The sequence below is a fragment of the Rivularia sp. PCC 7116 genome (assembly GCF_000316665.1).
Classification (GTDB): Bacteria; Cyanobacteriota; Cyanobacteriia; order Cyanobacteriales; family Nostocaceae; genus Rivularia.
The window spans coordinates 267,481-281,550 of the sequence record NC_019678.1; the positions used below are offsets into that span (position 1 = coordinate 267,481).

The following is a 14,070-nucleotide window of genomic DNA, read 5'->3' on the forward strand; positions in this document are numbered from 1 at the left end:
AAGAACATGTGTTCCATAATTTAATTAAATTACAGATAATGCCTCCTTGTTTTAGGAGGTTTTTTGTTATTTGTATATAGTGTTTCCGCAAGCAACTGAGGTACAGCGATGACCTCACCCCGATAAAGCTGTGCTTTATCTCCCCTCTCCTTACTAAAGCTAGGATTTACACAGAAGCTCGCCAGGGACTGCAAGTCCCTGTCTAATAGCAGAAGTCCTATAAATAGGACTAACTACGATGTCTTATTTTGTACATAATTTTTCAGTCGTCTTTAGACGACTTTAGCAATTAGACGGGGACTTATAGTCCCCGGCAGAGTTGTGTGTACGCGGTAGCCTTACTAAGGAGAGGGGTTGGGGTGAGGTTTTGAAATATATATACCTCGTAATACGTTGATAATTAAAAAAAGTGGCCGTCTATGTTGGGTTTAACTTCGCTCAACTCAACCTACGAGAATTACTGTTAGCTGCTAAGTGTTCGCTATAATTTGTCTTAGCACTGTCAAAGCCGAATAACTTACTCCCGCAGTACCTTCACCCGGATGAGTTGAATCACCAACCAGCCACAGATTATTTATTGGTGTACGATTGGCAAAACCAAAAGGACCGAAAGTTGGCACTCTTTGTCCTATACCACCGACAATTCCTTTGTCTCTAGCAGTGAAATTATAAAAAGTACGTGGTGTTGCAGCTTCTACATGAACAATAGTTTCAGGTTTCAAGTAGAAGAATTTAGCAAGATGAGATATGGCTTCTTGTGTAAACTGTTCTTTTAAAGCATCATAATTATCTAAATTCCACCATCTGTCTGCATCTACAAAAGAAGAAGCAATTATTGTTGCTTTTCCGGTAGGGGCGCGCCCATCACCAGTACGACTTACGGATACAAATAAAGAGTTATTTTCACCTATAGGTCTTTTGGCATCGTAGAGAAACTGTAAATGTGGCGGACATCCGTGAGGAATGGCGCTTTCGTCAACACCTAAATAAATTACAAAAGCACCGGATGAAGGAGGCAAGTTTTCAACTCGCTTTTTATATCCTTTAGGAGCTTTTTCACCTAGTAGCTGCACTAAATTTTGCACTGTGACATTTGCAACTACATGATTTGTTCGCTCAGTCCAAACTTCTCCAGTTTTCTGGTTGCGAATAACTACCGCACTAACTTGATTATTCTCGACTTTGACATGCTCTACCGTATGACGCATCAACAACTTACCGCCATCCCTTTCCAAAGATTCCACAAGGCGATCGCTCAATACCTGCATACTTCCTTCTAGGTGGTATAATCCTTGCGGTTCCTGAGATACGCTTAATGCAGTTGCAGCATAAAGTAAAGCGGTTTCCTCGGCATTAACTTGGGAATATAGCTTTAATTGCAAATCTAAAAAAGTTCGCAAACGGTGATTATCGCCTTGTCCGGTGAAACGTAAAGCATCCCCGACAGTAGATAAAGTATAGGGAACTGTAACTAAAGTATCCGGACGCACTGCTGTAGTTAACTGTAGTAAGTCCCACCAGTTACGCGGTGGTAATACGGGGTCACGTGCTTGAAATCTCCAGCTTGCTTTGAATAAAGTTGATAGTAAATTCCAAAAAGGTTCGCTACCGGGAAACTGTCGCAAACGTTCTTCATGCCATTTCTGCGGATTTCGCCAAACGTTGATAGGAGTAGTTTCTCCTGGTAAGTATACCGCGCAAGCAGGGTCGCAAGGTGTTGCTTCGGGTAAAGCGATATTTAATTCAGAAAAAATCCGATGGTGAATTCCTCCCGGCTCCAAACCTGCTACTTGAGTGGCACCGACATCAAAAGTAAAACCTTTGCGTTTAAACGTAGAAGCACAACCTCCCGGTACAAGGGCTTGGTCTAAAATTAATACTTCGTAACCTTTATTGGCGAGTAAAGCACCTGCGGTAAGTCCGCCAATTCCAGCGCCGACAACAACTATACGGGATTTCCCCTTCCCATTTGACATTGATAATTAGTTAATGTTTCTTAATATATATTTATTATTTTATAACTTTTGGGGTGTTGTGGGGTTTTGTATTGTTCGGAAAACGTTAACAGGTTACCTATGCTGTGGAGAGGGGGTAGAGGGGGGAAAGAAGGAAAGCCAATAAAATCTGCATTACACAAAATAATAATTGAAATATTCAAAATATTTAATAAAAATAATCAGTAGTTTAATAAAAAGTAATCGTTAATTAAAATGCGGACAAATATTATTATTTTTGCTTTGCTTTGTCACAACACAACCAGCATATTTTCCAATTGGTTTATTTGATGAAGTATAAACAAGCATTGCTTCTGAATTATCGGAGTTTGCATATTTAATGATTAAATTACCATCTACAAATCCAAGCCCTTTGATATTTCTTAGAGGGTAGGTGGAAAATCTATTGTTGATTTTTCTTGCTCCAGGAATTGGTACTCGATGAATAATGTAATTATTCCAATTTGGTTCGGGTTGAAGAATAAATGCTGCACTTATTTTCTGTTTAAAGCAATCTTGCAACAATACTCCTACTGCTAAATTACCTGTTTGTTTATCTACCTCTATAGTTTGGGTTAAAAACCTTTTTCCTGATAAAGTCTGGCGTTGAACTTGTTTCCCTTGGCAAGTTTGCGAGTCTAGTACTCGTACTTTCAAGCTTTTCGCGCGAATATTTTTAATGATTTTGCCATTGTAAATTCTGATGGTGGTTCCATTTCTAATTACGCGCACGTCAGGAATGCTAGGATTGTTTATCTTAACAGGTGTAGGCGGTATTAATTGAGCAGTAGCTGGAGTTGCTATATTAATAGTTGTAAAGATAGCAATGAGAGGTAATATTTTCATTTTTATCTTGCGTTTCATTATGAATTTATATTAATAGCTACCATCAATTAAAACTGAATTCCAGATGAGAAGTAAATTATCAATTTATTTTAATAAATATAAAAATCAGATAAAAAGCAATTATTTAAATTTAAATTTTATTTCAAATTATTTAAACAAAAATCTATAGATTAATTGTTAAAAGAGGTACAGTCAATATAGTTATATTTAACAGGAATATTATTTCTTTATAAAGGTGCGCTTAATTCAGCCCGCGCAGGTGGGCTTCGTAAGTGTAGCTCCAGCCTTATAGGCTGAGAGTGATTAAGAAACTTAAAATTGATAAATTCGATTTGTCGGAACTTTCTATCGAAAACCCGTCTGTAAGTGAGTATTTTCGGTATTTGATGGAGTCATCGTTATGATAAAGAAGTAAGAAGCTCAGATTCATAACTACAAATGTCCTCAACTCTGCTAAAGTTTCCTCGTCTGAATGCCCCGAAGCTACAACACTTACCCAATGGTTTGACGATAGTAGCAGAGCAAATGCCAGTAGAAGCAGTAAACCTTAATTTATGGGTTGATATAGGTTCAACATTTGAAAGTGATGCTATTAACGGAATGGCTCACTTTTTGGAACATATGATTTTTAAAGGAACTAAGCGACTGGCAAGCGGAGAATTTGAGCGGAGAATTGAAGAGCGTGGTGCCGTAACCAATGCCGCTACTAGTCAAGACTATACGCATTACTATGTAACTGCGGCTCCCAAAGATTTTGCCGAACTTGCACCTTTGCAAATCGATATAGTAATGAATGCCTGCATTCCCGAAGAGGCTTTTGAAAGAGAACGTTTGGTGGTGCTTGAAGAAATTAGACGTAGTGAAGACAGTCCCCAACGTCGTACTTTTAGCAATGCAATGGAAACTGCTTTTGAGAATTTACCATATCGTCGTTCGGTATTGGGGCCAGAAGCAGTTATTTCTCAACTCAAAGTAGAGCAAATGCGCTCTTTTCACGCTCAAAATTATCAACCAAAATCAGTTACTGCCGTTGCTGTTGGTAATTTACCTGAAGAAGAATTAATTGAAATTATTGCTAAGGGTTTTGCTGATATTGAAAAGCGCGATTTAGGTAAGATTGAAACTCAAGATATAAATTTACTACAGTCAGAGCCTGCATTTACAGAAATTGTACGTAAAGAATTTGTTGATGAAAATCTTCAGCAAGCAAGATTAATTATGCTGTGGCGAGTTCCTGGGTTAATGCAGCTAAATCAAACCTATGGACTAGACGTACTTTCCGCTATATTAGGGCACGGACGCACATCGAGGTTATGGCGAGATTTACGGGAAGAACGCGAGTTGGTTAACTATATATCTGTAAGTAATATGACCAACCAATTACAGGGGACTTTTTTGATTGCGGCTCATTGTGAAATAGAAAATTTAGCTGCTGTAGAAGAAGCAATAGTGCAACATATTCGCAAAATTCAAACGCAAATAGAAGAATCCGAAATAGCCAGAGTTCGCAAACGTGTAGCTAATAGGTTTATTTTTGCTAACGAAAGACCAAGCGATCGTGCGAATTTATACGGATATTATCAAACTTTGGTAGGTGATTTGGAACCTGCTTTTGATTTCCCCTATCATATTCAATCACAAGATAGAGAAACTTTGATTCAAGCTGCTAGAACATATCTTTCCCCAGATGCTTATGGGGTGGTGGTGATGAAACCCAATTGATTTTGGGAATTGGGCATTGGACATTGGTAATGGGTAATTGGTAATTTCTAACTCTCTATTTATAACTAGTAACTGATTACTGGTAATTGTGACGCAAGATTTCAATATTGATGATGGTGTTTTACTTCGTTGTACAATCCTGTAAATTGCCAACACATAGCTCCTCACTCCTAACTTTTCCAAATGATGTGGACTGAAATCAACGCTCAAATTAGCCAAGCTACTGGTGAAAATTTCCAAACCCAACAAAGACGTAGCGTTTCGGGTGGGTGCATTAATCAAGGTTATTCTGTAAGCGATGGTAAGCGGACTTTTTTCGTTAAATTAAATCAAGCTTTTCAAGTAGCGATGTTTGAAGCGGAAGCTTTGGGTGTAAAACAAATGTACGATACCAATACTATCCGCGTTCCCAAACCTATTTGTTATGGTGTTGCGGGAAATTCCTGCTATATCGTTTTGGAATGGCTCGAAATCGGTAGAGGTGATAGTAAAGCTTCCGAGGAGATGGGTAGGAAGTTAGCTCAAATGCACAAAAAATCCCTGAGCGAAAAATTTGGCTGGGATATGAACAATACCATCGGTTCAACTCCACAAATTAATACTTGGACTGATGATTGGGTGGAATTCTGGACTAAACATCGGTTGGGATATCAGTTTGAATTAGGTAAGCGTCGGGGTGGTAGTTTTCCCCAAGCCTCGGAATTATTGAATGCTATTCCCGAGTTGTTAGCAGGGCATGAAGTGCAGCCTTCCCTAGTACATGGGGATTTGTGGGGAGGGAATGCTGGGTTTACGGTAGATGGGGAACCAATAATTTTCGATCCGGCAACTTATTTCGGAGATAGGGAAGTTGATATTGCGATGACGGAAGTTTTTGGTGGTTTTTCGACTGCTTTTTATCAAGGTTATAACGAGGTGTTTCCGCTGGATCATGGGTATGAGAAACGGAAGACTTTGTATAATCTTTATCACATTTTGAATCATTTTAATTTGTTTGGTGGTGGGTATGGTTCGCAGGCTAATGGGATGATTGGGAGGATTTTGAGCAATAAATAATGCCCTCACCCTCGAAGGGTGGGGCTACATGAGCGAAGCCCACCTCCGTGGGCTAGATTGATTCGATTAATCCTCTTCCTTAATTTCTAAATCGTAGGCTTGGCAGAGGGATTTGAGGTTTTGTTTGAATTGCGATCGCACTGCTTCGGGAGAGACGATTTCGCAGTCTTTGCCGTATCTGGTAATTTCTCTGAAAAACCAAAATGTGCCGGATATATTTCTAACAACTCTTTTTATAGGTGGTTCAGCCTCTAATTCGCTGACAAATATATCTTCTGTTTTACGTTGGTAAGCGAAAGCGAGTCTACTTAATAAATGAAATTCTACTGCTATTCTTTCTAAATCATTTTCCCAAGGTTTATCAATAGAAACCACCGCAGCTTCTTGAATTCTATCCAAACGTAACGTCCAATTATGACGCAATCCTTCTACATCTTGATTACCTTCGGATTCTTCAGCACGACACAGCAAATATTGACGCTTTTCTATCGGTACAATTCGAGCGTGTAAAACGGTGTAACTCCACACCCGCTCTGCTGCATCTTGATAGGATAACCGAAACGGTTGCTGTCGGTGAATCAAATTATCAACCTGCTGTCGCCAAGCTGGTAAGGGATGATTAAGAAAAGTTTCGATTTCTTCTCGGAAAGGAAGGGTTAATTCGCTTCTAGATTTTAATAACTCTGCTATTTGCTTGGCTTCATCGGTTTTGCCTAAATCTACCAAAGCTTTACGAGCTGTTTCTAAAGCTTTGATACGTTCGTTTGTCCAATCATTATTAGGAGCAACGATTAACTGACGACGTGCTATTGATTCTACCAGCTTCGAGATATTCGGACGTTCTCCCCAATTACAGCCAAACTCTAGCGCTAGGGTTTCTAACTCAGCTTTATCTCTTTCTGAAACCGAAAGTGTTATGGACTTACCTTTTCTGCTCATTAATTTATAAGGACACTTTTACACTGATTTGTATTGTCAATCTATATTTTGGATGCCATGATGTAAATCATCAACAACTTACGGACACTGTTTAAGGGTATGTCCAATTACAGAATTCAACTCAAATCTATATATTCATGTCCTGCTGATGAGGTACCCGAGGATGTTAATCTTCCTAAAGGATGGATGCTTGCATGGCATCAATTAGAAACGCTCAAAGCATTACGCAACGCCGATATAGACGTTGTAATCAATACCGCGATGACGGGTGATGGTAAGAGTTTAGCTGCTTATTTACAAGTGCTTCAGGAAAACTGTTGCGCTATCGGATTATATCCTACCAACGAACTTGCACGCGACCAGGAAACCCAAACGAAAGGATATATTGAAACATTTCAGCCAAGAAACGAACCTCGGGTTACAAGGTTGAGCGGTGCTGATTTAGAAATTTATGCGGAGAATGAAGGTTTAAAGAAAAGTAGTGCAATTTCAACTCGTACCCATCAATCGGAAGTTGTTCTTACCAACCCTGATATCTTCCATTATCTACATCGTGGTGCTTATTTGACTCCCGATGACAGCCCAGATAAATTATGGGGAAGGATAGATAAAGATTTTGATTTATTTATCTTAGACGAATTTCACGTTTTTGCAGCACCTCAAATTGCTAGCGTTATCAATACGATGCTGTTGATTAAGTTTACAAACCGTCGGAAGAAGTTTCTATTTCTTTCAGCGACACCGGATGATAATTTAATCGGGAAGTTGCAAAAAGCGGGTTTTCGCTGCAAGGTTATTAATCCGTTAGAGGAAAATAAATATAGATTTCCAGATACATTAGCAGAATCTCTTGAGTTGAAAAATAAAAATTGGCGGCAGGTTTCACGTCCAATATCTTTAAATTTTATATCTTTGGAACCAACTTTTAAAGCTTCTGAAAACTGGTTGAGAGAAAACAGCAGTTTAATTTTAGAATATTTTCAAAATCATCCAGGTAGTAAGGGTGCAATTATTCTAAATTCAATTGCAGCAGTTAAAAGATTGGTACCGTTTTTTGAGGAATTATTACAGCCATCAAATTTAAGCGTTGGTGAAAATACAGGTTTATCGGGAAGAACGCAAAAAGAGTTTTCTTTATCAGCAGATTTAGTTTTAGGTACAAGTACGATTGATGTTGGTGTAGATTTTAAAATTAATTTTTTGATATTTGAATCAGCCGATGCGGGTAATTTTATTCAGCGTTTGGGAAGATTGGGAAGACATGATGGTTACGAGAAAGATGGTGAAGATATTAAGTTTGATAATTTTACAGCTTATGCGTTAATTCCTAAATTTCTAGTAGAGCGTTTATTTAAAGAAGATTCACCGCCGCTACAAGAAAACGGTATTTATAATCGTCCTTTCTTCCACAACACAATTATTGAAAAGTACCGTCAAATTAACGATTTTAGCGGATATTATCGTCGTTGGGCTGGAGTTCAGTCAGTTCAACTTACTTGGAAACTAAAGCATAAAACAGTTAAACAGCAATATTCAGAAACTGTAAAAGAATTTAGTAAAACTTGCGAATCTGTGTTTGATACAAAATTAAATTCTGTCTTCGGATGTATTAAAGGATGGGAGAAAACATGGAACGAACTTTCTGGTACAAAAGGTAATCCCATCGCTGAAGATGCAGCGAGTTTTCGGGGTTCTAGTAGTTTGCAATGTGGAATCTATGATTTAACCGAACAAAACGAAGCAGATAGATTTAAAACCTACGATTTACCCGGAATTGTCGCTAATTTAGATATTGAAATGTGGACAGAAGCCGGATTTATCAGAACTTTGAAAGATACTGCTTCCCGAATTAATCAACCGATTCCCAAAGGTAGATTTGCTCACTGTTTGGGATTTATGAAATTGCGTAGCTATCGAGAGGAAAGATTGAATTGGAAATTTATTTATTCTGGAGATTTGCAACCGATAGCTGATGCTTGGAAAGTACAGGTATTAAAAGGTATTGAAATTTGGCAACCCGATAACCCTTGGATTGGTGAAATTAATAAAAGATTGAAGAAAAAGGGTTTGGTTTGTTACGTGTTGCGAAATCCAGTTACAGAAATACGGATGCGGTTACGATTACCGATGCATTTTCAGATTTATCCGATTTGTGACAAGTACAGTATTAATGATGCAACTGCGCCTTATTCTATAGCTTTTAGTCAGTCGGGGCTGTTGTTGGATACTTTGGCTTATACGTTTAAAGGTAAGGGAGATGAGACTTGGATTTATTAGCGAGTTTCAATCCCTGATAGGGATTAAGATTTTTGTTGCTTGAGGTGCAATTAGGAGAGGAGTATAAAACTATCGAATAGCTCGTGTTTCAATCCCTGATAGGGATTTTTATTCTCTCCTAATAAAAAGAATAGCAAAAATAGGGAAACATATTTTGAGAAAAATATTGCTGCATTTTTGATTAACTACATATTGGTGTGGAGCATAAGTAACTCCGTGTCAATGCACACCGACTGGGGTTGCAAACCCCAGTCTAATAGCGAAAGTCCTATGAATAGGACTGGAAAATCCATTTCTATTTCTATGTACTCTTTTTGCTCCTGAAAATTCATATGCTAAACTTGTGAGCTTTTTGATTATTTTTGACTGGTTATTCCTTAGTCCTATTTATAGGACTTGTGCTATTGGCTCGGGGTTTGCAACCCCGAGCGGGTGTACAAGATAATCCACAACTTAAAATATACGGACACTTTGTCCGGATATTCCTTGCCAATTTAAATTTTGAATGCCATGATGTAGCTAATCAGCAGTTACGGACATTATTTAAAGATATGTCCGAATACAACAATAGAGTTTAAATAAAATTAAATATAGCAATTATTCAGTGGGTGTATGAGAGACAGAAATAATGACTAAAAAAATAAACGATTTAGAAGAACACAAACAATTATCATTATTTGACATCGAAGATAATTCTCAATCAGAAGATTCAGATTATGATTGGTTGGACGATGAAGATGTAGATTTTGGCTTTGAAACTTCAGATAGAACGGTTGAAACCGCGCAGGAATTACTTACATATAAGCTATTACGAGAAGCTATTGAAGCGCAGAATCCTGATGATGAAGTAATGGCTGATTTTGCCAAGTATGTATTACCGAATCTTTTACAGATAGCGATTGGTGTTACTGCAAAAGGTGGGAAGTATTTTGATAAATTAGATCGAGAAAAAGCAGCGGCAGGTAAAGCTAAAGTTAGAAGGGATAATGCTGCCGATCAATCTTTAAATACTCATCTACTTAATGGGTTATTTCCTGCTAATTTGATTGAACGGCGATTAGTAAAACTTAATACTACGGTCATGCGAGTAGTAGGAGAAGTCGAACGTCGTTTGCTGGTTGCTGGGTTTATTCTCCACGACTTTGAAAAATTCCCAGATGTACCTGATGATTGTCGCAAGTTAGCTATAGAGGAACACCGTCGAATAATCGATCAAAAGGTTCGTCAGTTGGGTTTGGATAAGTTTATCAATCCTAGCCAATCGGAAGCTTATCAAGAGTATCTAGATGATTTGTTGTGTATGGCTTATAATGCTCAACGACGCTGGGATACTAACTGGAATTTTTCGGAGTTTGGACTAAATCCACAATTGCGCGATCGCACTCTTCGGTGTCTATCGGAATTAACCTGTTTGGCTGATTCTTTGGCTTCGATTATCAAGCATCCTCAAGATGCACAAAGTTATAAATTTAAGGAGTTACTTTCGGCTTTAAGTGATGGGGAATTGCAGTTTACTTATCACAGCATTGCTGAAAATAGAGGTGTATTAACTAATGTTGTAAATAATGCGCTTATAGCTGCTCATACTAGTTTAAATACTGAAAATAATATTTGTTATGAGCCGTTGCTATATTTACCAACGGGTGTAATTTATCTAGCTTCGCGGGATGCTCCTGCTATTTCTCAAGAAGATTTACCGGATAGAGTTATTAGTACTATTAAATCGCTTTGTGCTAGTCAATTGCGATTGCGACAAACTGGTTTTGGTAGAGATGGCAAGGGGATGAAGTATGCTGACTATTACAACTTGTTTTTTGATGATGTTGCTTTAATGCAGGTTGGTTTGGATGCGACTTTAAGAATTTTACATCCGAAGAAGGATTCTGTTGCTAAAAGTCGTAGCGATAATTTAGTCAAGTTTCAGGAGAAGGATGTTTTACCGTCAGATTTTGATTTAAAGTTTAGCGATGATATTAGAATTGACCAAATAGCAGAATTTGGTGATTTGATAGCTAGAAAAATTTGGGGTGAGAAGGTTAAACAAATTGAATCTTTACGGAAGAAGGATAAGAAATTACCGGAATTACCTCAATTAGATTTAATTCACAAAGTTGCAGAATTTTGGAATTTAACTGAATATTTACCTGAAGTTAAAGCGATTCAACGAATTAATGAAAGTCTTAAGGAGAATAAATTAAAAGGGAATACCGGGGGTGTTCCTTATGAATGGTATTATCTTGCTGCAAAATATTTGGAACATAATCCTGGAATTGAGGATATAAGAGAAGTTTGTCAACCAGTAATTACCTTTGTACAAAGTTTGATTGAACCGATTGTGTCTCAATATCAAATTGCTGACGGTTGGGATGATTTACGGCTGTGGGTTCAACGAGTGATAATGTTACCCGGTAGCAATCGAGAAGCAAATGAAAATCAGGTTGAAACGTTTCTTGATGAATTGAGTAATTACAATACAGCGAAAAAATCCGGTAGAGGAAAGCAGTTAATTTGCTCGATTTCTCATTCTGCTTATACTGTGACGGAACAAATGGAATCAGCAGTTTTATTTACACCTCAAGTTTATACGAATAAACAAATGCTGGGTGGTTCAAATGCTAAACGTAATATTTCCAGTATTGCAGGTGTAGAGATGATGTTACGTCAGATTTTGATGAATCAAACCCAAGCTGTTGGTAAACGATTTGAAGATGGCAAGTATCGCTATCTCTATTTTTATCCCACTTATTATTTTACCCCGGAAACAAATAAGTTTTTACAGATAGCTTATAGCGGTATTGCTCAAACTCGTTTTGATACTAGTATTCGCAATCATTTTATTCCCAAGAATTTACAAGCGAATTTAGGGAAAGACAAATATCAAAGTGTTGACAGTTTCTTAATTGATGAAGATTTACAAAGTCAAAAAAATCTACCAGAAGATGACCCAAATTATAAAAAAGACCGTACTTTTAAACTATCTTATCCCGAAGACCAACCATTAACATTTTACTTCATGGCTTTACCTCCGGGAAGGGATTCAAGCGATACCGAATCATGGATTATGCCAAGTTGGTTAGCATTTGCTTTCCCGATGATTTTAGATGTTAAAACTGTAGTTTCCGAATCACCAATTCCACCTTTTAACGATGGTGCTGAATTTGAAGAAAGCGTGTTTTTAGATAGCGCTCCTCATGCATTCCGGGCTTTAGTTAAACAAGATAAGTTTCGTTTAGATTATATTTTGGAAGGTTGGCAAGATAATAATAAAACTTATTCTGCACCATTGAACGTTTTAACAGCTGCTTATGCAATTCATCTTGATGTTAATGCCAAACAAGGTAAATCCGGTTACGATGCAAACTGGGGAAAATTTACAGAATTAGCAAAAGACTTTGAAACCAGTCCGCTATATGTATTTTCTTATCTCAACCGTTGGGTAAGAAAACAAGGAGTTGAGACAGCAAGAATTGAAAAAATAAAACTTTACGCTTATGACTTTTATCCTTGTTTTGATGCTTACGTTAAATATGACAACATTCAGGAGAAATTAATTGTGGAATCGGAATCAAGTTTATGTCATACCCAAAAACTAACCGAACTTTATCGGAGGTTTTATAGAGCTAATAAGAAATATAATCCTAAGTCTAACGCGGTACTCAAACCGATTGATATTGCAGCCGAAACTATTCTCAAAGCTGAATTAAGCGTACATACAGGAGAATGTTTAGTATTAGTGGTGGCAGCAGAAGTTTTCAAATTAATGGATAGAGTTCATGCTTCCACCGCTGAGGGAAGGTGGGTATTTAATCACAAAGAAAGAGAAGAAGAAAGACAAGCAGTACTCGAATTTGCAAGATACTTTGTAGAGGATATCTTTGAAAAATCATTCGCAGGCGATCGCGCTCGTTTAGCAGGTAGACAAATCAACTTAATTCGAGATACCTGTGAATTCCTTTATCGTCTGGAAAATGATAAAGAAAATCAGTTACAAGGTAATGATTCTAAGAAAGAAAATGATTCAGAAACACTTATTAGTTCGTAGTAAGGAATTTATTCCTAACTACTCGTTACCAGACTCCGGCTGGTAACGCATAGCTGGAGGCTCTGCCTTCATTCTAAAGAGGCAGAGCCTCTAGTAAAGCATTCCCCGGCAGAGCCAGGGAACGAGAAACAATCCAAAATCTAAAATCAAATGACATTCCTAAAATCCATCGATTCCAAATTATTCCACACCGAAATTCCCTACAAACCAATGGGAAAATACGTTCACTTCCTGACAATTCGCGTTACCGAATCTTATCCTTTATTCCAAACAGATGGAGAATTAAATAAATCGCGAGTTAGAGCGGGTAAGAAAGATAAAAATACAATCAGTCGTCTTTCCATGTTCAAACGCAAACAATCAACACCAGAACGTTTAGTTGGTCGTGAATTAATGCGTAATTATGGTTTAGTCAAAGATGAAGAATGCGAATATAACGTCAAATTTGCAATGGATAACCCTGATTGTATTATTTATGGTTTCGCAATCGGTGATTCTGGTTCTGAAAAATCAAAAGTTGTTGTAGATACTGCTTTTTCAATTACACCTTTTGATGAATCTCACGAAACATTTACTTTAAATGCTCCTTTTGAAAATGGGACAATGACATCGAAGGGTGAAAACGGTTCTAAACCCGGTGAAGTTACTAGTAGAATTAATCAACAAGACCATATTAGACCCCAAGTATTCTTCCCTAGCATTGTCACATTAAAAGACCCCACGGAAGCAAGCTTTCTCTACGTTTTAAATAATATATTGCGTACCCGTCATTATGGAGCGCAAACAACCCGTACCGGAAGAGTTAGAAATGAGTTGATTGGAGTAATTTTTGCTGATGGTGAAATTACTAGTAACCTACGTTGGACTCAAGCAATTTATGATGAAATGAAAGCTAATAATAGTATCAATTCTCCCGAACCTTTGGATGAAGATGATGTAATTACAGCCGCGAAAACAGCGATAGAATCACAAATGGCTGAAGAATTTATTGTCCATCAAGATTATCTCAACGATGAATTTGCAGCATTACTCAAAGAAGTAAAAGCAATTACAGCTAACGAAGATGAACTGAAAAAGCTGCTGAAAAAAGCTGATGTTGAAGCTAAAGAATATGCCAAAGTTCATATAAAGGTTAAAAGTAAGGATAAGGATAAAAACAAAGACAAAAATAAAGAAACAGCAGCAAATTCATAG

Annotated in this window: 8 protein-coding genes; 5 read left to right on the top strand and 3 right to left on the bottom strand. The window is 37.5% G+C overall.

The window, feature by feature from the left end:
- Window positions 1-470: 470 nt before the first annotated feature.
- Both crtD and RIV7116_RS01065 read right to left on the bottom strand, forming a co-directional pair.
- Window positions 471-1,976, bottom strand: a complete 1,506-nt coding sequence (gene crtD, locus RIV7116_RS01060; RefSeq protein WP_015116405.1) for a C-3',4' desaturase CrtD — start codon at window positions 1,974-1,976, stop codon at window positions 471-473.
- 225 nt (window positions 1,977-2,201) lie between these two features.
- The gene (locus RIV7116_RS01065; RefSeq protein ID WP_015116406.1) at window positions 2,202-2,840 is read right to left on the bottom strand and encodes a hypothetical protein; all 639 of its coding nucleotides are present in this window, start codon (window positions 2,838-2,840) and stop codon (window positions 2,202-2,204) included.
- A gap of 438 nt (window positions 2,841-3,278) precedes the next feature.
- On the opposite strand from RIV7116_RS01065, the gene RIV7116_RS01070 reads away from it, so the two are divergent.
- Window positions 3,279-4,562 carry a pitrilysin family protein gene (locus RIV7116_RS01070; RefSeq protein WP_015116407.1) on the top strand — a complete coding sequence of 428 codons (1,284 nt, stop codon included), beginning with the start codon at window positions 3,279-3,281 and terminating at the stop codon, window positions 4,560-4,562.
- Window positions 4,563-4,748: 186 nt separating this feature from the next.
- On the top strand, window positions 4,749-5,618 hold the full coding sequence (locus RIV7116_RS01075; RefSeq protein WP_044290703.1) for a fructosamine kinase family protein: 870 nt from the start codon (window positions 4,749-4,751) through the stop codon (window positions 5,616-5,618).
- 66 nt (window positions 5,619-5,684) lie between these two features.
- Here the strand turns inward: RIV7116_RS01075 and RIV7116_RS01080 are convergent, their stop codons facing one another.
- Window positions 5,685-6,557 (bottom strand): WYL domain-containing protein, encoded by an 873-nt coding sequence (locus RIV7116_RS01080; protein ID WP_015116409.1) that lies wholly within the window; start codon window positions 6,555-6,557, stop codon window positions 5,685-5,687.
- A 99-nt stretch (window positions 6,558-6,656) separates the two neighbouring features.
- Here RIV7116_RS01080 and cas3 point away from each other — a divergent pair, with 99 nt between their 5' ends.
- The 3 genes from cas3 to cas7d all read left to right on the top strand — a co-directional run bounded on the left by cas3 (window position 6,657) and on the right by cas7d (window position 14,070).
- Complete coding sequence (cas3, locus tag RIV7116_RS01085; protein ID WP_015116410.1) at window positions 6,657-8,834, top strand: type I-D CRISPR-associated helicase Cas3'; 2,178 nt, start codon at window positions 6,657-6,659, stop codon at window positions 8,832-8,834.
- A 628-nt stretch (window positions 8,835-9,462) separates the two neighbouring features.
- Entirely contained in the window at window positions 9,463-12,876 is a 3,414-nt protein-coding gene (gene cas10d, locus RIV7116_RS01090) for a type I-D CRISPR-associated protein Cas10d/Csc3 (RefSeq protein WP_015116411.1), read from the top strand.
- Between the two features lie 150 nt (window positions 12,877-13,026).
- Window positions 13,027-14,070, top strand: a complete 1,044-nt coding sequence (gene cas7d, locus RIV7116_RS01095) for a type I-D CRISPR-associated protein Cas7/Csc2 (protein WP_015116412.1) — start codon at window positions 13,027-13,029, stop codon at window positions 14,068-14,070.

Coding starts and splice junctions, on each gene's coding strand:
- cas3 (WP_015116410.1), top strand. CDS start 6,657: ATGTCCAATTACAGAATTCAACTCAAATCTATATATTCATGTCCTGCT.
- crtD (WP_015116405.1), bottom strand. CDS start 1,976: ATGTCAAATGGGAAGGGGAAATCCCGTATAGTTGTTGTCGGCGCTGGA.
- RIV7116_RS01070 (WP_015116407.1), top strand. CDS start 3,279: ATGTCCTCAACTCTGCTAAAGTTTCCTCGTCTGAATGCCCCGAAGCTA.
- cas7d (WP_015116412.1), top strand. CDS start 13,027: ATGACATTCCTAAAATCCATCGATTCCAAATTATTCCACACCGAAATT.
- cas10d (WP_015116411.1), top strand. CDS start 9,463: ATGACTAAAAAAATAAACGATTTAGAAGAACACAAACAATTATCATTA.
- RIV7116_RS01080 (WP_015116409.1), bottom strand. CDS start 6,557: ATGAGCAGAAAAGGTAAGTCCATAACACTTTCGGTTTCAGAAAGAGAT.
- RIV7116_RS01075 (WP_044290703.1), top strand. CDS start 4,749: ATGTGGACTGAAATCAACGCTCAAATTAGCCAAGCTACTGGTGAAAAT.
- RIV7116_RS01065 (WP_015116406.1), bottom strand. CDS start 2,840: ATGAAAATATTACCTCTCATTGCTATCTTTACAACTATTAATATAGCA.